Origin of the sequence: Paraflavitalea devenefica (genome assembly GCF_011759375.1) — a bacterium.
In the GTDB taxonomy this organism is placed as follows: domain Bacteria; phylum Bacteroidota; class Bacteroidia; order Chitinophagales; family Chitinophagaceae; genus Paraflavitalea; species Paraflavitalea devenefica.
The window spans coordinates 246,887-269,647 of record NZ_JAARML010000007.1 but is presented as its reverse complement, the minus strand read 5'-3'; the positions used below and the strand labels follow the sequence as shown (position 1 = coordinate 269,647).

The window sequence follows — 22,761 nt, the reverse complement described above, 5'->3', positions numbered from 1 at the left end:
TTTCCCTGCTCATTATCATCACTGCTTGTCCAGCGAACTTTTATCCTAAATTGTTGACCATTAATGACTCTAAAGAAAAAGTTGGCCGGATCGCAACCATACAATGTGAAAGAAGTGCTGCAACGTATTGCCACGGGTGATGAAGCTGCCTTTTCCTTCCTGTTCTATCAGTTTGCTCCCCGCCTTCATTCCTACCTTACGGGGATTACCGGTTCTGAAACCGTTGCCGAAGAGTTGGTGCAAAACACGTTCATCCGGGTGTGGGTGTATCGTGATCAATTAATCAATGTGCATCATCCCACTGCCTGGATTCACCGGGTAGCTGCCAATGAAGCCTTCAATTTCCTCAAAAGAAAGAATACCGAGCAAAAGGCTATGCTGGAGGTAAGCCGGTCGAACGAGTGGTATGCCGGCGATGATGTGGCATATAACGAACTGAAGAAGAATATTGCCGAGGCCATTGCTGCGCTCCCTGAAAAACGTCGCCGGATCTGGAGACTGGTCAGGGAAGAAGGTATGAAGCCTGCAGTGGTAGCTGAACAATTAGGTATTTCGCTCAGTACGGTAAAAAACACGCTGGCAGAAGCGCAAAAGAATATCCGGGATTTTCTGGAAGACCGGGGTTTTTGGATGCTGGCCTTACTGTTTATGCGCTGGTAGATTTTTTTTTACCCACGAATAGTCCTTTTGCCCTCCCCGGTTTTCATAGTAAGTATGGAGAATCCCGATATCAAAAAACTTGTACGTAAATACACCAATAGTTCCCTGACTGCTGAGGAACAGGAACTGTTGTTGGGTTATATGGAAACCCATGAAGAAGCGGTGAAAGAGGCTATCGCCGGCGAACTGGCTGAACATGAAACCCTTCCAGCCTTTCGGCACAGGAATTATGACCACCTGATCAGGAAGGTGATGAGTGTGGATGATGGAAAAATGGTCGCCGGTGAAGCGCCTGTTGTTCCTGTACGCCGGGTGCGTGTGTTCAACAGAACCTGGCTCAGGTATGCTGCGGCTGTCCTCATTATATTGGGTGGCATTGGCATTTACAGGTGGAATGCAGTCAGGGACCAACTGCCCCATCATGACGCACCGGTGGCAACTGTTAATAAGGTGGAGCCGGGGAAAAATGGCGCTGTATTAACCCTGGCGGATGGTACAAAGGTGGTTTTAGATAGTTTGGCAGATGGGATCGTCTCGTCTCAAAACGGCGCCCGGGTTGTATTGCAGGATGGCCGGCTTACTTACCAGCCAACGGCTGCATCTTCTGAAGCCATTGTTTACAATACGATGAGCACACCCAAGGGCCGGCAATTTAGTATGGTACTTCCTGATGGAACAAGAGTTTGGTTGAATGCAGCGAGCTCGCTCCGCTATCCGACGCTGTTTACCGGTGGTGAACGCCGGGTTGATATTACGGGAGAGGCTTATTTTGAAGTGGCGCCCCTAACCCCTACAGGGAGAAAGAAACTGCCTTTTATTGTTGGTTTACCGGGCGGAGCAACCGTAGAGGTTTTAGGTACACACTTTAATATCAATGCCTATTCTGATGAGCCTGCTATTACAACGACGCTGCTGGAAGGAAGCGTGAGAGTGGAAACCGGAAGTCAGAAGCCGGAAGTCGGAAGTCAGACTTCAGACTTCAGACCTCAGACTTCTGTATTTTTAAAACCCGGACAGCAAGCTTCTATGCCATTCATATCCTCAAAATCCAATGAATCTTCGCCAATCGAGGTTCAGACAGCCGACATTGCCAAAGTCATGGCGTGGAAGAATGGTTTGTTCAATTTTGAAGACGCGAGCCTGGAACAGGTGATGCGCCAGTTGACGCGCTGGTACGATATTGAAGTGGTATACGAAAAAGGAATTCCAGATACTTATTTTATCGGTGAGATAGGGAAAAACACGCCATTAAACGATGTGCTGACATTTCTTGAAAAAACGGGCGTTCACTTCCGCCTGGAAGGCCGGCGATTAGTTGTACAACCTTAATTACTATGAATAGGCTATCAAATAAAAACCGGAGGTGTTGGAACCACTTCCGGTAAAGTTTTGATGGTAATCAAACGCTGTCGAGGCATTTTTTAAACAACCAAAACCAATGCAATTTATGCAAAAAACTGCTTATTGGTGCCGCCGTCTTATGGCTTATCCTGATTGTTGCCGTCCCGGCTTTCAGTCAGGATGTGGACCCGGAACGGACCGGACCATTACCAAAATCCTGCGTGTGATGAAACTTACTGCTGTTTTGTTAACTGCCGCCTTCCTGCAGGTGTATGCTTCAGGCCATTCCCAGTCGGTAACCATTTCGGGGAAAAACATGTCTCTTAAAAAAGTGTTTGCTGTTGTTAAGGAGCAGACGGATTATGTTGTGTTTGCCAATCGCAGCGACCTGGAAAAGGCGAAAACCGTATCCGTGTCGGTGAGCAATATGCCCCTGCATGATTTTATGCAACTGATCCTGAAAGATCAGCCGCTTAATTTCCTGATTAAAGGGAACACGATCGTGTTGTCGCGCAAAACAGAAGAGCAGGGAGGCGCACCGGAAACAACAGAAGCGTTGTTGCCGCTCCTGACCATACAGGGCCGTGTTACGGATGCTGATGGCAATGTGCTGAAAGGGGTATCTGTAACCGTAAAAGGAATGAGCCTGGGCACACAGACGGATGATAAAGGGCGGTTCACGCTGAATAATGTAAAAGAAAATGCCCAGTTGCAATTCAGCTTTGTTGGCTATGCGCCTCAATCGTATAAAGTAGCCCGCACCACCACTGATATAACTATTGTTTTAACGTTGCAAACACAAAACCTCGATGAACTGGTGATGATAGGGTACGGTTCATCGAAGCGTAAAGACCTGACCGGCTCTGTTGCTTCGTTAAATGTGAATGAAGTACGCAATATTCCTTTTGTAAGTATCGATCAGGCGCTGGCAGGGAAAGCGCCCGGCGTACAGGTGATACAGGCCGATGGTTCACCGGGCGGTGTAGCCAAGATCCGTATACGCGGCGGCAGTTCCCTGATCGGCGGCAACGATCCCCTGTATATTATTGACGGGGTGCAGGTAACCATTCAAAACAGGTATGTGCAAAGCGCTGCAGATGTAATTAACCCGGTAGAGAACCTGGGAGGAGACGACAATTATGCAAATGCCACTATCGGCTCTTCCTTTGCGCGCGGGTTAAATACACTGGCTGGTTTGAACATCAATGATATTGAGACCATTGATATTTTGAAAGATGCCTCTGCTACCGCCATCTATGGATCGCGGGCGGCCAATGGTGTGGTGATCATTACCACGAAGAAAGGCAAGAAGAACCAGAAGCCGGTGCTGGAGGCGAATTATTATACAGCCGTAAGTCAGGCCATTACAGAAAAGTTGCTTTCTGCCGGTCAGTACCGGGCCGTTATGGTGCAGGGCGCCAAAGACCTGAACGCACTTCGTACCGCCCAGGGCAGGCCGCTGAACGCGGTGGCCACCGCTATCATCAACGATCCCAATGCAGTGTTCGGTACGGCCAATACAGATTGGATCGATGTGGTGACCAGAACAGGCATTACACAGAATGCCGACCTCAGTGTACGGGGAGGAGGGACCGGTTCGCGGTATTATACATCTCTTGCTTATCAAAACCAGACGGGCACATTACTGGGCACTGATTTTTCCCGTATCGCCGGTAAAATGAACCTGGACAATGAGATCACTGACCGCATCCGGGTGATCACCAATCTCGATTATGGTTTTAGCAGGAATAATATCACCAACGGCATTTATTCTTCCGCTTTGTATGTGCCGCCGACCTTTGCGCCATATAATGCAGACGGGTCGCCGGCTGTATTTAATCCGGTTTCCTTTGGTTCCTCTGTTCATTCGGGCGTACAAAACCCTTTGTTGCTGCTGCAGGGACAAAACCGTTCAAAGACCACCATGCTGCTGGGTTCTGTAGCGCTTGAGATAGATGTACTGAAGTCGTTGAAGTTCAGAAGTACTGCCTCTGTTAACTATAACAACTATCACCAGTTGAACTATGTGCCTTCGAGCGTAACCGTATCGAGCCCCTCCGGTGGCGCCAGTTCCAATGGAGGCGTAGCTACCCAGGCGCAGACACAGCAAACGGATGTGTTCTACGAAAATACGCTCACCTGGGATAAACAATTTAATGAAAGTAACCGGTTGAATTTACTGGTAGGCACCTCCTGGCAGCAATCAAAAGCGCAAACCTTTTCAGCATCGGGGCAGGGATTCCCCGATGACAATTTCCTGAACGGGTTGTCCTCGGCGGCGCTGGCCCTTCCGCCCAAAGCCAGCGAATCGCAAAGTGCGCTGCTGAGCTTTTACCTGCGGGCCAATTATGCACTGAAGGAAAGATATTTATTGACGGTAACAGGAAGGTCCGATGCCTCTTCCAAGTTTCCCAGGACCAACCGGGTGGGTTATTTCCCCTCTTTCGGTCTTGCCTGGAGAGCGAGTGAAGAATCATTCTTAAAACGGCTTAAATGGCTCAATGAATTGAAGTTCCGGGTAAGTGCAGGTTATACCGGCACGCAAAACCTGGGCGATAACCTGTTTTACACGTTGTATACGCCCGGTTCTTACGCGTCTACCAATGCACTGATCCCTACACAGCTGGGTAATGAGCGTATCAAATGGGAATCGACCGTGCAAAAGGATGCAGGCGTTGATTTTGCCCTGTTCAATTCAAGGCTTCGGGGCGCCATTGGTTATTATGAGAAGCGTACATCGGGACTGTTGATGGCCTACCCCGTTGCTACCAGTTCAGGATTTACCTCCGCCCTGGTGAACCTGGCTGATATCAGTAACAAAGGGCTGGAGATCGATCTGCGGGGAGACATCGTGCGTGGTAAAAAGATAGGGTGGACCATTGCCGCCAATATTTCCGGGAACAGGGCCAAGGTAACAAATATTAACCGCGACCTGCAGAATCCACGGCAGGCTGCTGACCGTGATCCGTTTTATAATTCCGTTTTTTCCATTGGTAATACTGTTTTGCGTGAAGGAGAACCCGTGGGGCTCATTTACGGTTACAAGTATGAGGGTGTGATTAAAACACAAAAAGAACTTGATGATTATAAAGCCGCCAGCTTGTATGCACGCTATGGCCTGCTGACAAACCTTGCTTTGGGCTATCCAAAGTATGGTCTGATTGATACCGGTACCTATAAAGGTTATTTTGCGCGGGACGTTATCGGGCATGCACAGCCCCAATTTTATGGTGGCATCACCAATACGGTCAGTTTCCAACAGTTCAGCCTGATGACCTTGTTCACCTTCTCGTACGGTGGCGACCTGTTGTATTTGCCAGATGTTAAATCGCTGGGTTTGGGCGACTATTATAACCGTAATACGCGGGTGCTGCTTGACCATTACAGTGCTTCCAATACGGATGCCAACCGTCCAAGTCTTGTGCTGACGGAACCCAATACGTACGGGACCGGCCCGTCCAACCTGGCCGTTCACGATGCATCGTATATCAAGCTGAAGTCGATCTCGCTCAATTACGACCTGCCTGTCTCGTTGCTTAATAAACTACACATGCGTACCGCCATGGTGTATGTAGCAGGCAGTAACCTGTTCTCCATTACAAGTTATCCCGGTCCTGATCCGGAGGTGAGTAACGACCCCTACAGCCTGATCAACGGTTATTCAGACGCGGCTACTTATCCCAGTATGCGTCAATTCAGTGTTGGTGTACGGATCGGATTTTAATGCTTAAAAATAGTTGACATGAAACGCTTATTAACCTATATACTTTTGTTTACCCTTGTGGCGGCCCAGTTTTCCTGCGATAAGCAATTAAGCGCGCCACCGGCCAATGCCCGCGTGGAAGGTACAGCCATTACGAACCAGCAGACAGCCCAGATCGCCCTGAACGGCGCATATTACCGGTTTGCCAACGTCAATAACAATAATGTGACTGACTGGGCATCGCACCAGGTAACCAGCGGTATGTTGTCGGGTATGATGGGCTATGGATTCGGAGCCATGCAAGAGGAGTCGAATGATATGGCAAACGGTGGTTATGGCTCCTTACTATGGAGCCAGAGCTACCTTTTGTTGAACGCTGCCAATGGTGTGATCCAGGGCATCAACGCGGTGGCCGATAATGCCTTTATCGGCAATAAAAAAAATGAATTGCTGAGTGAAAGCCGCTTCCTGCGCGCCTATGCGCACTTCCGGCTGCTGATCTATTTTGGCGAGTGGTACAAACCCAATAGTGCGTATGGCACGCTGCTGCGGGACCAGTTATCTACCCTGGGCAATATTCCCAAGGCGCGCAGCAATGTGGCTGATAGTTATAAGTTTATCCTGGAAGACCTGGATTTCGCTATTGCCAATGGACCGGCCAGCAATAGCAATTACTATGCTACCAAATGGGCGGCGATGGCCCTCAGGATGCGGGTGCTGATCTGCCGGGGACAGACCAACGATTATGCGGAAGTGATCAACCTGGGCAATACCATTCTGCAACAGGGGCCGTATGAACTGGAGAGCAATTTGAAGGACCTGTTTTATGTGAAGGGATTAAATAGTAAGGAAGTGATCCTGGGAGTAAAGCCCCAGCCTAACCAGGAAGCGTTTTATTATATTCTCAGCAGGGCCTATTATCCTGCTCAATCCTCTTTGTATGTAGCCAAAAAAGCGTTCAAAGACTTGCTGCAAAATGATCCGAGAAGCAGTTGGATGATCGGGCCGGCCACTCCTTACCAGGCTTATAGTCCGAACACTTATTACTTCACCAAGTACATTGCTTATGGCGGCGCCACGTCGCAGCTTACGGAAACTTCTTATGCCATCCGTTTAACAGAAGTGTATTTACTGCAGGCAGAAGCCATCATCCGTTCAGGCGGTGACCTTGCCACTGCCAAAGACCTGATCAAAACCGTTATGGGTAAGGCCGGTGTTACGGATTTCAGCGCTGTGGATAATGCTACTACGGTCGACCAGTTGTTGCTGCAAAACTATTACGAAGTGTGCAGGAACCTGACAGGTGAAGATGCTATAGAGTGGCTGACCTTACTGCGGCTTCCTTTCGATACTGTAAAACAATTAAAGCCCACTATTATCAACCAGTTTCAATACATTTACCCGGTGCCGTTAACAGAGTTCGAATCGAATCCTGCTTTTGGCGATCAGAACCCGGGATACTCAAAATAATTACAAATAATAATGAATATGAAAGCAAGCTATCTTCTTACGGGGATATTGTTGTGTAACCTCGTTGCCTGGACACAAAAACCTTTTCTTATTAATGGTACCATCACCGGCAAGACGAACGATTATATTTACCTGTATTATGTATCGGGACCGGATGAGACGACTGCCACAGACAGCGCCCTGATCAAAAACGGCCGATTCTCTTTTACGGGCAAACTACCCGGACCGGTGCAGGCCACCCTTGCGATGGATAAACAAAACCGTATGGCCGCGAAGTACACGCAGGTGTTTATCGGGCCGGGCAATATGAAACTTGCCCTTGACTACAACCGGTTTGCCGAAAGCGTTGCATTGAAGGGATCGCCTGTACAGGAAGAAATGGATGTGTTGACAAAAGCCAGGGCGCCCATTTATGAGCAACTAAAGCCTTTGAGTGAGGCGTACAACAAAGCCAATAATACCTATATCGAGGCCATGAAGGCAAAGAAAGACGAGGCCACGCTCGAATCGCTGAAAGGGGCGGCTAATACAGCCAAAGAGGCCATGGAGCCTTTGTATGAACAGATGAATACCATTGACGGAGCGTTTATGGATAAATACCCTCAGTCGTTTGTTACCGCCTCGGTATTACGCTATAGGATCAGCGGCATGCTTTTACCTGAAGCCGAAGCGCGCTATAACAAATTGAAGGAGGAAGTAAAGGCCAGTTATCTCGGTAGAGCTATAAAGGCGGAAGTAGACGGCCTTCGTAATGGTTCTCCCGGGGCGGCAGCGTATTCATTTGCCGCTATGGAGATCAATGGCTCCGGTCTGAAGCTGTCTGACTTTAGGGGCAAGTATGTATTGCTCGATTTCTGGGCTTCCTGGTGTGTGCCCTGCCGTAAAGGCAATCCCCACCTGTTGTCGTTGTATGCAAAATATAAGGACAAAGGTCTTGAGATTATCGGCATCTCCGACGATGACAGTAAGCCTGAAGCCTGGCGTAAAGCGGTAGAGCAGGATAAGATCGGCGTATGGAAGCATGTGTTGCGTGGCCTGAAGCATAAGCCTGATGGCGGTTTCGACAGGAGTGAATCCATCAGCGATCAATATGGCATTCATTCGCTTCCTACGAAAATACTGATCGATCCCAAAGGGGTGATTGTAGGCCGCTATGGCGGTGGGGGAGAAGATGATGCGGCGATGGACAAGAAACTGGCGGAGGTATTTGCGCAGGATAGCCTTACCCTGCATATTGGTGATGCAGCGCCTGCCATCAAATATTCCCAATGGCTGAAGGGCACACCGGTCACTTCCTACGATGATAACAGGGTGTATGTACTTGAGTTCTGGGCTACCTGGTGCGGGCCTTGTATTGCCGCCATGCCGCATTTATCAGAACTGTCGGATAAGTATAAGGACAAAGCCACTTTTATCGGGGTGAATGTGTATGAGAAAACCGGTGATCAGCCGTATGAATCTTCCCTGCCAGCTGTTACCCGGTTTGTGAACAGCAGCGCCAACCGGATGCGTTATGATGTTATTGCTGATAACAATGCGCAGGAAATGGCCAATTTGTGGTTAAAGCCGGCGGGCATAGGGGGGATACCCACCACCTTTGTAGTGAGTAAAGGAAAGATCGTATGGATCGGTCATCCGATCAAGCTGGACAGCATTATGGACCCTGTCATAGCGGGCACTTTTGATGTAGCTGCCTTTAAAAAAGATTATGAAGTTAAGTCTGTAGCATCTTTAAAGCAAAGCAATGAGATAAAGGCCATATTTGCCGCCGTGAAGGAGGCTGCTGATGCGAAAGACTTTAAGAAGGCCTTCCTGGCAGTTGATGAGGGTATTCAAAAAATGCCGATACTGAGTATGGTACTAAAAGGAGAAAAATTCAAGATCCTGCTGAACCATTTCACCGAATCAGAAGCCTTGCAGTATGCAAGAGAGCTGAACAAGGAAAATAAATCCTTTGCGAGCATGATCGCTGTGGAGATCTGTGAGAAAGAAGGCCTTTCCAAAGAAGCCTACCTGTATGCTGCTGATAGTTTCAGAAGTGCCCTGGAGGGCTATAAGTTTTCGTTGTTGTATGATAAATTGGCTCTTGCCTACAGCAAAGCCGGTGACGCGAAGGCTGCTGTGGAAGCGGAAGAAAAAGCCGTAGCCGCTGCCAAAGCAGAAATAAAGGACCCGCAATTCGGCGGGCGTGTATTTGATTATACCATTACTGGTTATGAAGAAACACTCAATAAGTACAAAAAAGCGGTAAAGAATTAAGCTGGTAATAAAAGCAAAAATCCCCCTAAGCAATAAAGCCCCGGTTACCGGGGCTTTATGCATAAAAGCCTACCCTGGCCGAACAACCATTGCCAACTGTATTTTGCCTAAATTTGCCTGCTCAACAAGCTATCAGCGCACACAATTCCATGAAGAAGACAAAGCTCCCTGCAGATGAATCGCCTGTTCCTTCCAAGGCTGTGCTTGAACAGGAAAGAAAGGTTTTGCTCGACCTGGGCAATGATATTACGCGGGTCCGTGATAAGAATGACCTTATTGTCCTTTTTTCCAAGCGGATCAAAAGTCTGTTCTATTTTACGCATACGATCGTTACGCTGATTGAGGCCAAAGACGAAACCTATACACCCTTCCTGCTGGACCACCAAAATTCACCCATCAGGGCGCACAACCGGTATGGGGAAATGGTAGCCTCTCATTTCAACCTGAATGAACCCTTTATCCAGGCAGTATTAAAGGCAGATGGGCCTATCTCGTTTTGGCTGGAAGATATCATGGATGAACCGCTAAGTCCCCCTTTCCTCCGCGTAAACTATGATGCCGGCGTAAAGGAGATCCTGATGACCAAGCTGATGAATGAGGAAAAGCCGATGGGCTTTATTCATATCTATTCCGACCGGGTGGGCAGCTTTACCAACGAATTCAGAAGCATTATCAAGGGCATTGCACCGCAGCTCTCCAGCGCTGTATCCAATATTATCAAAAATGAGGAGGTCCTCAGGAAAGAAAAAGAAAAGTCCTTCCTGCTTGATTTCAGCAGCGATATCGCAACGGTAAGAACGAAAGATGAACTTGTCCGCGCCGTTCAGGCTGCCTTAAGCAAGTTAAATCCACCGGGCGGCTTTGTTATCCGCAGGATCAATGAAGACAACACTACGATGAGTCCCTACGTGTATGATCTTAAGAAAACACAGGATCCAAAGATCGTGAGTGCACTGGAGAAAGCGCGGTATCCCATCAACGACGGATTGCAGAACCGCGTACTGAATAGTCCCATCCCTTTATTGTTTAATGTAGAGCGGGAAATACAACGTGGCATCACATCCGCCTATTTACAGTATTGGAAGGAGATGGGGTTTAAAGAAATAGTAGGTATCCGGTTGCGTAACGGGGAAACGAATCATGGTATTTTGTTCCTGGACATTGGAGAGATCAATGTGCAGTTGCTGCAAGGTATTTGTGCACAAATATCCATCGCCCTGGCCAATATTATGGCCAATGAGCAGATCAGTAAAAAGCAGGAGGAGCAGTCCTTCCTGCTGAATTTCAGTAATGATATTACGCAAGCAAGAACAGCGCAGGAACTGCAGGACGCTATTGCGAGGGTGCTGGATAAAACGATGCATACGAAACTCGCCATGCTACGGCTGATTGACGATGATGGTCTTCACTTGTCGCCCTTCATGTTCGACAGGACGTTGTTTGAAAATGCGAAAGTAGATTTTGATAAGATGGCGGGCGACCGCATCACCATCCACGAAACATATACTGCGCAGGTGCTGGCCAGTAAGGATGGGTTGGTGTTTAATGTAGAGGAAGAATTGAAGAGCGGCAATGCTTATGCAAAACTATGGCAAACAACTGGGTTAAAAAATATGTATGGCCTGCCCTTGCGGGTGGGCGACAAAAGTATTGGCACCATCTGGATGTTGGCAAACCGGCTGAGCCCATTACTGTTGAAAGGTATATGCGCTCAAATATCCATTGCTATTGATAATATCCAGGCGAACGAAAAGCTGCTGGCTTATAAAAAGCGATTGGAAGTTGAGAACGATTACCTGAAAGAGCAGATCAAAACGATTTACAATTTCTCTGAAATTATCGGCAGTGGCGAGCCCATGCAGAAGGTGTACCGCCTGATGTCGTTGGTGGCGGAAACCAATTCTACGGTATTGGTATTGGGTGAAACAGGCACCGGGAAGGAATTGATCGCCAGGGCCATTCATGGTGCGTCGTCCCGTAAGGATAAACTGATGGTAAAGGTGAACTGCGCTGCTTTACCTGCCAACCTCATCGAAAGTGAGTTGTTTGGCCACGAACGCGGCGCGTTTACCGGCGCTATTGACCGGCGGATCGGTAAGTTTGAACTGGCCAATCATAGTACCTTGTTCCTGGATGAGATTGGTGAACTGCCGCTGGAAGCACAGTCGAAGTTGTTACGGGTGATCCAGGAACGTGAACTGGAGCGGCTGGGTGGTAAGCAAACCATCAGGATCGATGTACGGTTGATTGCCGCTACCAACCGGAACCTGGAGGAAGAGGTAAAGGCCGGCCGCTTCCGGGCCGATCTGTATTTCCGGTTACACGTATTTCCTATTAATCTACCGCCTTTGCGGGAGCGACCGGAAGATATTGAACCGCTTACGCATTTCTTCGTACAGAAGTACAGCAAGAATACCGGCCGCAAGATCAAGAAGATTGCACCCCGGGTGATGCAGCAATTGCGCAGTTATACCTGGCCGGGCAATGTGCGGGAACTGGAGCACCTGATGGAGCGCAGCGTACTGCTGACAACTGATGGCCAACTGGACGATGTATATATACCCAGGGAGACTGATTCCGAAAAACAGGAGCAGGCGTATCTTTTAAACCGCTCATTGGAACAGGTAGAACGCAGTTATATTATTGAAGTATTGAAGCGATGCGCCGGTAAAATTTCCGGCACAGGAGGCGCTGCCGATATCCTTGATGTTCCAGGCAATACTTTGCACTCCAAAATGAAAAAGTTAGGCATCACCAAGGCCGATTACTTTACCAAATAATCCTCTCCCGCAAACTGCCCAATACTTCCCTCTATATCGTGAAACAGTCCGTGCTTTCACGATATACAGTGAAAAATGCGACTACTGGTTTTAGCTACCGATTTGACTTTCATTGATTTGCATGTTTGGCATTCCGTTGGCCTCTATAAGGGCAAATCATAAACGCTAAAAACTCAAATTATGAAAATCGTCGTCATCGGAGGCACCGGCCTCATCGGAAGCAAAGTAGTAGCCAATCTTCGTCAGGGGGGGCACCAGGTGATCGCCGCTTCTCCGGCCACCGGAATCAATACCATCACCGGTGAAGGTTTGGCGGAAGCCATGAACAACACAGATGTGGTGATAGACCTGGCCAACTCGCCCTCTTTTGAAGACAATGCCGTGATGGAATTCTTCCGGACTGCAGGCGCCAATTTACTGGCAGCGGAGATCAATGCCGGTGTAAAGCATCACGTGGCCCTTTCCATTGTTGGTGTTGACCTGATGCAGGACAGTGGTTATATGCGCGCAAAGTTGGTGCAGGAAAACCTGATCAAACAATCCGGAGTGCCTTATACCATTGTCCGGAGCACGCAATTCCTCGAATTTCTGGCCGGCATTGCCAACCAGGCTACTCAAGGCAATGAAGTACACATTTCTACTGTGCAATTCCAACCCATCGCTGCTGATGATGTAGCTGCTTTTGTAACCGAGGCTGCGCTGGCAGCACCCATTAATGGGCATTTTGACATTGCCGGCCCCGATCGTTATATCGCGTCTGACATTGTTGCGCAATACCTGCATAAGACAAATGATCCGCGAAAGGTTATTTCCAATGGCGAGGCTCAATACTTCGGCGCACAGATCAGTGATACTGCCTTAGTGCCAGCCGGTAAAGCCAAACTGGGTGCTATCTCTTTTGAAAAATGGGTAAGTAATTCACTGCAAAAAGCTTAACGCTCATTTACTATGTGCCTGCTGACCGTTGAAACGAAGATGACGGGTGTCAGTTTGCCGAGGCGGTTGTAATGGGCGTGCACTTTCCACCTGTTCGTGCACCAGGATAGCCCTACGCCGGCGTATGATCCTTACGAAAACCGGTCAACAACACGGCAAGTCAACCGTCAGCAGGCAATACCTTCGCATTTTTCTTCCCCTTTCTCCTCCGCTATTGTACCCAAGCCAGATTATTCACTTATCAAAACCAACGTTATGATCTTTTACTTTTTGCACCCTGCCGGGAACCATCTGCATCATCCATCAGATGAACACAAGCTGGTAAGACTTCATGAACCACCCCACAATACCAACGAGGGTAGTGAGTTTCTGGACGATGCTCTCCGGATGGACGACGAGCCTGTCGTTTATACCGAAGAAAGTATTGCTGCAGGCAGTCCTGAAAACCTGTTGTAGCACATTGCTTACGTATAAACGGAGTGTTATGTACTTAAAAAATTATACACCTGATACTGCTTCCATGCTGGAAGCTATTGCGGGCCGGGTCCGGGAGCTATCTATTCCGGTAAACCTGTACCTGGACCATATCGGGGAAGATACAGGGCCCAACGAATGCTGGGAAAGGCTTGGCATCTATCCTGTTTTATCAAATATACATCAGCAAGGCATGGATGTAGAGCGGTATTGGCCTATAGTCAACAGCAAAACCGGTAATACGGTTTGCAGGTGGGACAGTTTCAAGAATGATGTGGTGATCGAAGGACTCAAAACACTCATCAGTGATTGCTCAGTGATCCGGTTTACCGGCTGGGCGAAGACAGATGATGTCTCTGGTTGGTGGTACGGGCTGTTTGCTGATGTCATAAAACGTCTTAATAAACGGGACCTTGAATTCCTGTTTCATCCCGGCGATGTTTCAAAGAAGCTTGTATTCGAGGTGGACGAATTACTCGATATCATGGGTGATTATTCTTCTTACGGCAGGGTTACGCTGGTACTTGATGAACAGGAGGCCGATCAGTTGTGGAACCGGTTGAACGGACGGGCCTCTTATGCTACCAGTGCTGGCTTCAGGTCGCCCGATGCCAGGGAAAAATACCTGTTCCTGTTCAATACGATGAGTATTGATGTGTTGCTGATCCAGGATGATAACCGCACTGTGCTATTATCAAGGGATGGGCAATTGGACTTAGCCGGCCGGCCCATCCCTCAGCTTAATATGCCACGTGATTGCAGGGAGTATTTCTATGCCGGTTATGAACTTGGCTTGTTGCTTCACCTGGAAGTGCCGTATTGTGTTGCCCTGGGTCATGCTGTTGCAGGGGTTACCAGGATGCCTGCGGCAAGGCTGGATTCGAAGGCATTGTTTACCTATATCAAAGACTGGATGGCAGATCTGCACCCTGATGAGGTTTTTCAGCAATCAATTTAACACGAGCCTTTAACAAGGCTACAAAACTTTTATTATGAAAATTGTAATAATTGGCGGTAGCGGGCTTATTGGTTCAAAGCTCGTCTATAAGCTTCGCCAGCTTGATCATGAAGTGATCGCAGCCTCGCCTGCGAGCGGTGTTAATACCGTCACCGGTGAAGGGCTCGATGAAGCACTGAAAGGTACGCAGGTAGTGGTGGATGTGGCCAATTCCCCGTCGTTTGAAGAAAAGGCGGTTATGGAATTCTTTGAAACTTCCGGACGGAATTTACTGAAGGCAGCAGCGGCCAATGGTGTGAGACATCACATCGCTTTATCTGTGGTCGGTACCGAGCGGCTTCAACAGAGCGGGTATTTCCGGGCAAAGCTTGCCCAGGAAAGGTTGATCAAAGCGTCGGGTATTCCTTATACCATTTTGCATTCCACCCAGTTTTTCGAGTTTGCCCACAGTATTGCCCAGGCAGGAACGGTGGGGGATGAAGTGCATATTTCTCCGGCGGCCATTCAACCCATTGCATCGGATGAAGTTGTGGATGCGTTGACAGGTATCGCCCTGGGGGCTCCCCGGAATGGTACTGTTGAGGTGGCAGGCCCCGTACGCATGCCCATGGATGAATTTATCCGTTTTTACCTCAGTTCAACGGAAGACTCGCGCCAACTGGTAACGGATGAACGGGCGCTTTATTTCGGCTCCACCTTGAATGATGCAACACTTGTTTCTGATGAAGTTTTCCTACTTGGAAAAGTAAAGTACGAAGATTGGTTCAGGGCCCAGCCCTATTAATAACCGTATCCTATCCAGCACTTTTTTAAAAACATAAAATCAAATCAAAATGCAAGAGTTCTTAATTGCGATCCACAGGGATCTTACCAGCAAAAACCCAATGCCATCACCTGAGCAAATGAAAGCGGCGTTAAAGCCTTACCAGGATTGGATTGCCAGTATAGCGGCTGCCGACAAGCTGGTGGCTCCTGTCAAGAGATGGGACGTTGATGGAAGGGTAGTAACAGGAGCCGGTGCCGTGCATGAGGGGCCCTACGCGGAGAAAAAGCAATCCATTGGTGGTTTATTCCTGATCAAAGCGAAAGACTACGAAGAAGCGGTGGAAATTGCCAAAGGATGCCCCATTATTCAATATGGTGCTGTTGTGGAAGTGCGTATGGCTATTCCTGCTGCATAGTGCGTTGTATGTTGGAAGAGGCTGCCGCAAGAAAAATGTTGTGGGCAGCCTCTTTCATTTATAGGGTGCAAGGCCTAACCGATGGGCGTGCATATCTCTACCAGGAATCCATTGATGTCTCTCACATAGCCCACGGTTTGTCCCCATGGTTTAACGGCAGGGCGGGTAACCTCAATAGCACCGGCCTCTATCGCTGCCTGGTATGCCTGTTCTACATGGTCTGTGGAAAAGGCCACTTCCACTCCTAAAGGTTGTTTGTTGGCATCGCTTGCAATGAAGCCGCCGGGAATTTCGCCTGTTATTAATTCAATGGTGGCAAAGGAAAGGGCTGTGCCGCCGGTATCGAGTTGTCCGAATTCGGCTGTATCTGCAATAAAGGCCCTTTTAAAGCCAAAGGCCTTTTCATAGAACTCAATGGTTTTGATAACGTCTTGTACATAGAAAATGGTGTAGGCAAACTTTAGCATGGTGAAGGTTTTGGCGGAAGTTACAAAGTCTTCTTCAGCTTTACTTCTATTTTGTCGCCGTCTGCTTTTATCGTTATTGTCTTTTTAATGGCTGCCGCCGCATTGGTGCTAACGTTGTACGTGGTGGTGTTGGCGCGGGAACCCTGGAACATGCCGTTGATGTAAGTATCTGTATAACCGACTACTTCGGTCCTGCTGGAGGTATGCTCGTAGCCAAACTCAGTGTACAACAGGTATTCGCCGGGCATAAGGTTGGTAAATTCAAAATGCCCTTCTTTGTCATAGACTGTCGTGACCTTGATGCATTCGGCGGCTTCTTTCGGGAGGGGAATAGCCCGGCCTTTTTTCCGGGCGGCATCATTCAATTTTATCCACTCTTTATAGAAATCAGTATAGGGGATCAGGATAACCGATGTGCCCGCCTGGGCGTGTTGCTTTTTGTTGATGTTGAAAATAGCTATTCCTTTCAGCATCCCTTCATTCTGGTTGTCCCGGGCAAAAGCCTGACCGATAATAACCGAATTGCCTGTTGTGACCAGTTTCAGTGTTGTTGCTTTGTCAAACTGTGTCGTAAACGGATTGTAGTCGATCTCTTTATCTATCAGCAGTAATTGCTGTCCCTGGGTGAGTATCTCTACTTTCCACAAACGGCGCGTATCCTTATCAATGTAATACACATAGCTGTCCTTAGTGGCTTCTTCATATACATTTACCTGCCATACTTTGTGTTCACCCGTCAGGTTGCTGGTGTACAGGTTGCTTTTTACTTGTTCAATCCGGGCTTTCTTGGTATTTGTCTGGTTGCCTGGTTTGAAATCATATACTGCCAGGTCGTTTTTATAACCGGTCGTGAGCGGTAATAGGCCAAGCAGGTAGGGATAGGTATTGCTGTCAAAGAAAGCGTTGTTTCCTCCCTCCTTAATGGTATGTCTTTTTTTAGTCTGCTTGTCGTAGTAATAACCGGTCACTTCTTTACCGTAGTTGACCACCATTTCTTTGGCCGGGCTGAAAGAAGAGCGGTAAACAGGTTTAAAGGTGTTGCCATCGGCAATGCTGGTATCGACCCAAATATCATCAGACCCTGTCATTTGTAAGGCAGTATAGACTGATAATGCTTTATCGGTGGAGTTAATTTTTATGGTGAATGAGCTTATTTCTACTTGTTGGCCGCCCGAACTGGCATAACAAGCCATTTCATAGGTACCGTTCCTGATCCACTTTTTGTCTAATACCTTTTCGCCGGGTACTAAAACTGTTTGGGCCTTGCACCATGTTGTTGTAACAATAAGCAGCCCTGTAGCAAGCGCGCGTAATGACTGGGAATACGTAAGATTATTAGCTATCATATAAGTACATTATGACCGGCTAAAGTAAGACGTATTTTAATCATTCAACTACCGGTAAATGAGGGATTTATTTCTACTGGTTTTCCGGTAGTTTTTGGTTCGTTCGACTAACTTTTACCTGTCACCCAGCCATTCTAAAAAAGCGGTGGTCTTCTCTTTTCCGATTAGTAGTTCGTCGGGGGCGGGGACTACGAGCTTTACAAATAATTTACGGGCCGAGTAATGTTCCACTTCCTTCACTGCACTGAAGTTAATGAGGTATTGCCTGTTTAACCGGTAAAATTGTTGGGGGGATAATTGTTCCTGCACCTGTTCAAGTGATTGCGTAAGCGGATAGGTTTGTTTCTGGAAGGTCATGATGGTAGTGGTGTCATACCTGATATAAATAAAAGCTATCTGGTCGGTGGGTACCGTCACGTATTTGTTGTCTTTAAATACCAGGAAGCTTTTTTTGCCTTCCTGTAAGCCTGCTTTTTTAAAAAGGCTGTTCAGGTCGGGCTGTTCATGCTGCTGGAAAAAGTTTTTCAGGTTATCTACTTTTTCAAAGGCCTTCTGTACTTCTTCTTTTGCAAATGGTTTTAATATATAGTCAATGCCATTGGCCTTGATGGCTTCCATGGCGTATTCCCCGTAGGCGGTGCAGAATACGACCGGGCAGCGTAGCCGGACAGCAGTGAAGATCTCAAAGCACAAGCCGTCGGATAACTGGATGTCCATAAATACCAGGTCGGGCATCTCATTGCCTGAAAAGTAGCTCACCGCACTTTCAATGCTTTGTAAAGTGGCCACCACCTGGGCTGCCGGTCTGACGGCTGTAATCATGTTGGCCAGTGATTTGGCTGCTTTTATTTCATCTTCAATGATGACGATATTCATATACAACGGGCAATTTTATGGTGAACAGGGAATCGGTAGGGTGGATGCCAATGGTTTTATTTAGCAGGTGCAAATACCGCTGGTTAATGTTCTCAAGCCCCATGCCCGTGGAAGATTCTTTGGTCCTTTTTAACTGGATGTGGTTTTCAACAACAATGTTATCCTTGTCGGAGTACAAGCGAATGTGCAGCGGACGATCCAACGACACGATGTTGTGCTTGATGCAGTTTTCGATGAGCAGTTGCAGGGTAAAGGGAGGTATGTAAGAAGTATAGTGGGCCGGGTCAATGTTAATGGTGATATCGATCCCCTCTTCGAAACGGGCCTTTAAGAGGAATGTATAAGCATCGAGTATGTTCAACTCTTCTGAAAGGGGGATCATGTCCAGTTTCCTGCTTTCGAGGGTGAAGCGGTAGAAGTCTGACAGCTTGAGGATAAAATCCACTGAGTGGTCATCCTTGTTCTCTACCATGTATTTCAGCGTATTTAAGCTGTTGAACAGGAAGTGTGGATTGACCTGTTGTTTGAGTAGTTCATATTGGGCGGCCAGGTTGTCCATTTTAGCCCGTTCCAGTTCAATACCTATTTTTTGATGCAGGTAATTCTGGTACAGGTAATGAATGAACATGTAAAAACAGATATTTACCAGCACTCCTCGGGCCTCTATCATTAACATGGCCGGTCCAAAGTCAAGCTGATCTATCAGTAACTGTTGCAAACAGGCCAGTAAAAACATGACGGCTATACCCAGCGCCAGGCTTTTGACAAGCCGTATCGGGGAAAAGCCTTTGACTATATCGCGCGCTGTGTATTTGGGAAGGGTCAGGATGTTGTAATACCAGACGAATAAGGCAAACACAAAAGTAACAGCCGAATTAACGACTGTTTCATAGCCGTTAAAATGCCGCTCAGCTAATTTAGGAATAGCCACCAGCAGGCCCAGCGCCAGTGAGCTTAGCCATATTATTTTGCCGGAGACGGTAAAGTTTTTTGTATTCATTGGTTGCGCCAAAAGTAGGATTAAATGGGTGATTATTGAACCGCTGAATTGCCTGGTTCAGGCGCCAATTCGCCTAACTCAGGGTTTTATGGATTTTCATTCCATCGCTTTGCTGTCAATTTGTATCCGCAATCAATAATTACCAAAGCATGTTAACAATGAAATTATTCAAACGCAATACCATCCTCGGAATGCTGACTGTAATGCCGTTGGTATTATGGTATGTCTCGTGCAACGCACAAAATGACAAGCCTATGAACCTGCCGGCAATAACCAATAGTAATAAAGGATTTGCCGTAGTGGAACTTTTTACTTCTGAAGGTTGCTCCAGTTGTCCACCAGCCGACAAGTTGATGGAAAAGCTGCAACAGGAAAATGTTGACAAGCCTGTTTACATTGTCGCGTTTCACGTTGATTACTGGGACCGCCAGGGCTGGAAAGACACCTTCAGTGCTGCTGCCTTTACCTACAGGCAACGCCGGTATGCCGACTGGCTGCACCTGGAAACAATTTATACGCCGCAGGTAGTAGTGAATGGAACGAGCGAATATGTAGGTTCACAGGAGGGTGCTATTGTACAGGCGATTTCCCGGGAGTTGAACAAAGGTGCTGATGCTACATTGGCGTTGCAGGGTAAGCTAGATGGCAACAAACTTCATGTTGAATATAAGGTAACCGGCCATAAAGAGAATGCCGTACTGTTACTGGCCCTCGTGCAAAAGAATGCACAAACCCAGGTGCGGGCCGGTGAAAATGAAGGCCGCCGTTTATCGCATGTACAGATCGTGCGGCAACTGGTGCAGGCAGCTATAAACAATAACAGCACCATGATCAATCTGCCTGAAGGCTTTAATAAAGAAGGCTGGGAGGTGGTTGGATTTGTACAACGCAAAGAAGACGGACGAATTACTGCTGCCGCCCGGCTTAACCAGGAAGCTAATTAATTAATAACAATAAAAACTAAAAAGATGATAACAATGGAACAACAAGTAATTACTGCCCCGGCAATTGAAAAAGTATTGTATACCGGTAAAACACATACCACAGGTGGACGTGATGGAGTATCTCAGAGTTCAGACGGACGTCTTGATATACAACTTTCTCCTCCCGGCGCTAAAGGCAATGGCACCAATCCTGAACAATTGTTTGCAGCCGGCTGGTCGGCCTGCTTTTTAGGGGCCATCGGCATTGCTGCCAAAGACAGGAAGGTGGTGCTTCCTGCTGGCACCGCTGTAGATGCAGAAGTAGACCTTGGTATGACTGGCAGCGCTTATTTCCTGCAGGCGCGCCTGCATGTTAGTCTGCCCGGCATAGAACCAACGTTGGCCAGGGAACTGGTAGAAGCAGCCCATCAAACCTGTCCGTATTCAAAAGCTACCAGGGGTAATATTAACGTGGAGATCAATATTGTCTGAATGGAATAATGCGATCGGCTGGCATTGGGTAAGAACAAGACCCGCTCATTCTTTAATGAGCGGGTCTTGTCCGTATTGTGGACGACTATGGGACCCGTGGAAATCCCTAACTTTAAGGATACCAGAAATAAACAACCATGCATAAACCGATCCTTGCCATACTGCCCGTGCTGCTTGTTGCAGCCGCTTATACGTCGCTCCCTTCTTATCGCCATAAAAAGATACCTGCACCTATTGTTACGGCAGCCGTTAAAAGTCGCATCGACGCTACATTGAAAAGCTTTACCGATTCAGGCAAAACAGCCGGCGTATCGGCGCTGATCTTCGAAAAAGGAAAAGAGGTGTACTACAATGCTTTTGGTTATGCCGACCGGGAAGGCAACCGGCCTATGGACCGCAATACCCTTGTGCGTATTTTTTCCATGACCAAACCCGTAACCGGTGTAGCACTGATGACCTTGTACGAAAAAGGCGCTTTTCAACTGGATGATCCGCTTGCGAAGTATGCTCCTGAATTTGCCGATATGAAGGTGTACAAAGGGGTAGATGCCAACGGCCAATTGATACTGCAACCGGCCAGGCGTGCCATCACCATTCGTGATATTACCCGCCATACAGCAGGGTTTGCAGGTACAGAGATCCCTGCCCTGGCCGCGTTGGTGCGGCAGGCAGATGCCATGAACCCAGCGAATACCCTGTCCGAAATGGCCAGGAAACTGGCCAGTGTGCCCTTGCAGTTCCATCCCGGCGATCAATGGGCTTACGGGCCTGCGGTTGATGTGCAGGCCTACCTGGTGGAAAGGCTTTCGGGCAAGCCGTTTGATGAGTACCTGCAGTCAACTATTTTTGGTCCCCTGGCCATGACCAATACCCGGTACCTGATACCGGAAGGCGACCGAAGCCGGTTTGCGGCCTTGTACAACCGCAGCAACGATGGTAAGTTGACAAGAGTGCCCGATGAGCAGGCGAATGCGATCAATACAAAGCAATGGGCATTAAAACCGGGCGGCTGGGGGCTCACCTCCACGCTGGATGATTATATGAAGTTTGCGCGGATGCTGGTAAATAAAGGCCATCTTGGCGAGGCGCGTATTTTAAAACCTGCCACTGTGGAGTTGATGTCGACCAACCATTTGTCGGATACCATTTCACAGCGCATGTGGCTTCCCAGTAAGGGCAGGGTTGGCTTTGGGATCGATTTCGCTGTACGTACACAACCGCCTGCCAATAAGGACGAGAACAATGGGGTGGTGGGTGAGTTTTTCTGGGATGGCGCCGCCAGTACTTTGTTTTGGGTGGACCCTGAAAATGAACTTACTGCTGTATTGTTCACACAACTGGTGCCTTTCGACAAAGTAAAACTGCACAAAAGCTTCCGGGACGCTATTTATGGTGTGTACGAGCCGAAAAGGTAAATAATAAAAGACTGGGTGCTTTGCCGATGGGGAGGTGGAGTTGGTGAAATGGTAATGGCAGGTTGGGGGAAGGGGTATGGCAGGTAGGTGTCTGGTACCTATGGGGGTACTATCTGGTTCGGAGCTGGTATTGAGGAGGGTCTCGGTAAAGTCTCGATAAGGTCTCGACAAGGTCTCGTTAAGGTCTCGATAAGGGTGTTAACCCGGGTGGGAATTTTTACTGTAAGTATTGGTAGGGGCGAGCGCCCTGTTGGTAAAGCTTACTCATAATCAATTAATTCCAATTTTTATGGCAAGATCACTTGTTTGCCGCGTTAAAAGCCGGCCAGCCGTTGGGCTTGGGCATGGCTGAAGGCCTTGCATGTAATTTACAACATAAGCTGCCGGAAGTAATCGCCGGCGGCTATGATTTTTCTGCAACTTCAATGCAGGCTTATACCATCAGTCCGTCATTCAATTTACCGCTTTACACCCTCTTTT

At 48.0% G+C, this 22,761-nt stretch carries 18 protein-coding genes; 14 read left to right on the top strand and 4 right to left on the bottom strand.

The features are described 5' to 3' along the window. Positions 1-63: 63 nt before the first annotated feature. From HB364_RS29960 to HB364_RS29910, 11 genes are all read left to right on the top strand, one after another. On the top strand, positions 64-660 hold the full coding sequence (locus tag HB364_RS29960) for an RNA polymerase sigma factor (RefSeq protein ID WP_167292120.1): 597 nt from the start codon (positions 64-66) through the stop codon (positions 658-660). A gap of 54 nt (positions 661-714) precedes the next feature. Continuing rightward, positions 715-1,989 carry a FecR family protein gene (locus HB364_RS29955; RefSeq protein ID WP_167292119.1) on the top strand — a complete coding sequence of 425 codons (1,275 nt, stop codon included), beginning with the start codon at positions 715-717 and terminating at the stop codon, positions 1,987-1,989. A gap of 118 nt (positions 1,990-2,107) precedes the next feature. Then, positions 2,108-5,725, top strand: a complete 3,618-nt coding sequence (locus HB364_RS29950) for a TonB-dependent receptor (RefSeq protein ID WP_208420144.1) — start codon at positions 2,108-2,110, stop codon at positions 5,723-5,725. An 18-nt stretch (positions 5,726-5,743) separates the two neighbouring features. Further along, positions 5,744-7,174 (top strand): RagB/SusD family nutrient uptake outer membrane protein, encoded by a 1,431-nt coding sequence (locus tag HB364_RS29945; RefSeq protein WP_167292118.1) that lies wholly within the window; start codon positions 5,744-5,746, stop codon positions 7,172-7,174. A gap of 18 nt (positions 7,175-7,192) precedes the next feature. Then, positions 7,193-9,433 carry a TlpA disulfide reductase family protein gene (locus HB364_RS29940; protein WP_167292117.1) on the top strand — a complete coding sequence of 747 codons (2,241 nt, stop codon included), beginning with the start codon at positions 7,193-7,195 and terminating at the stop codon, positions 9,431-9,433. Positions 9,434-9,582: 149 nt separating this feature from the next. Then, positions 9,583-12,213, top strand: a complete 2,631-nt coding sequence (locus tag HB364_RS29935; RefSeq protein ID WP_167292116.1) for a sigma-54-dependent Fis family transcriptional regulator — start codon at positions 9,583-9,585, stop codon at positions 12,211-12,213. A 180-nt stretch (positions 12,214-12,393) separates the two neighbouring features. Continuing rightward, complete coding sequence (locus tag HB364_RS29930; RefSeq protein WP_167292115.1) at positions 12,394-13,149, top strand: SDR family oxidoreductase; 756 nt, start codon at positions 12,394-12,396, stop codon at positions 13,147-13,149. A gap of 96 nt (positions 13,150-13,245) precedes the next feature. After that, positions 13,246-13,605, top strand: coding sequence for a hypothetical protein (locus HB364_RS29925; RefSeq protein WP_167292114.1), 360 nt, complete (start codon positions 13,246-13,248; stop codon positions 13,603-13,605). Positions 13,606-13,633: 28 nt separating this feature from the next. Beyond that, on the top strand, positions 13,634-14,581 hold the full coding sequence (locus HB364_RS29920) for a hypothetical protein (RefSeq protein WP_167292113.1): 948 nt from the start codon (positions 13,634-13,636) through the stop codon (positions 14,579-14,581). A gap of 34 nt (positions 14,582-14,615) precedes the next feature. Continuing rightward, positions 14,616-15,365 carry an SDR family oxidoreductase gene (locus tag HB364_RS29915; RefSeq protein ID WP_167292112.1) on the top strand — a complete coding sequence of 250 codons (750 nt, stop codon included), beginning with the start codon at positions 14,616-14,618 and terminating at the stop codon, positions 15,363-15,365. A gap of 49 nt (positions 15,366-15,414) precedes the next feature. Further along, positions 15,415-15,762: a YciI family protein gene (locus HB364_RS29910; protein ID WP_167292111.1), complete on the top strand. Its 348-nt coding sequence runs from the start codon at positions 15,415-15,417 to the stop codon at positions 15,760-15,762. A 74-nt stretch (positions 15,763-15,836) separates the two neighbouring features. Here HB364_RS29910 and HB364_RS29905 read toward each other — a convergent pair whose 3' ends face one another. The 4 genes from HB364_RS29905 to HB364_RS29890 all read right to left on the bottom strand — a co-directional run bounded on the left by HB364_RS29905 (position 15,837) and on the right by HB364_RS29890 (position 19,451). Then, positions 15,837-16,229 carry a VOC family protein gene (locus tag HB364_RS29905; protein WP_167292110.1) on the bottom strand — a complete coding sequence of 131 codons (393 nt, stop codon included), beginning with the start codon at positions 16,227-16,229 and terminating at the stop codon, positions 15,837-15,839. 20 nt (positions 16,230-16,249) lie between these two features. Continuing rightward, the gene (locus HB364_RS29900; protein ID WP_167292109.1) at positions 16,250-17,575 is read right to left on the bottom strand and encodes a DUF3108 domain-containing protein; all 1,326 of its coding nucleotides are present in this window, start codon (positions 17,573-17,575) and stop codon (positions 16,250-16,252) included. Positions 17,576-17,689: 114 nt separating this feature from the next. Then, positions 17,690-18,451: a LytR/AlgR family response regulator transcription factor gene (locus HB364_RS29895; RefSeq protein ID WP_167292108.1), complete on the bottom strand. Its 762-nt coding sequence runs from the start codon at positions 18,449-18,451 to the stop codon at positions 17,690-17,692. After that, on the bottom strand, positions 18,432-19,451 hold the full coding sequence (locus HB364_RS29890; protein WP_167292107.1) for a sensor histidine kinase: 1,020 nt from the start codon (positions 19,449-19,451) through the stop codon (positions 18,432-18,434). The genes HB364_RS29895 and HB364_RS29890 overlap by 20 nt, the downstream gene beginning before the upstream one ends. 158 nt (positions 19,452-19,609) lie before the next feature. On the opposite strand from HB364_RS29890, the gene HB364_RS29885 reads away from it, so the two are divergent. The 3 genes from HB364_RS29885 (at position 19,610) to HB364_RS29875 (ending at position 22,281) form a co-directional block, all read left to right on the top strand. After that, entirely contained in the window at positions 19,610-20,395 is a 786-nt protein-coding gene (locus tag HB364_RS29885; protein WP_246228658.1) for a DUF1223 domain-containing protein, read from the top strand. A gap of 33 nt (positions 20,396-20,428) precedes the next feature. Further along, positions 20,429-20,866, top strand: coding sequence for an organic hydroperoxide resistance protein (locus HB364_RS29880; protein ID WP_167292105.1), 438 nt, complete (start codon positions 20,429-20,431; stop codon positions 20,864-20,866). Between the two features lie 137 nt (positions 20,867-21,003). Then, positions 21,004-22,281, top strand: coding sequence for a serine hydrolase domain-containing protein (locus HB364_RS29875; protein WP_167292104.1), 1,278 nt, complete (start codon positions 21,004-21,006; stop codon positions 22,279-22,281). Positions 22,282-22,761: the final 480 nt, after the last annotated feature.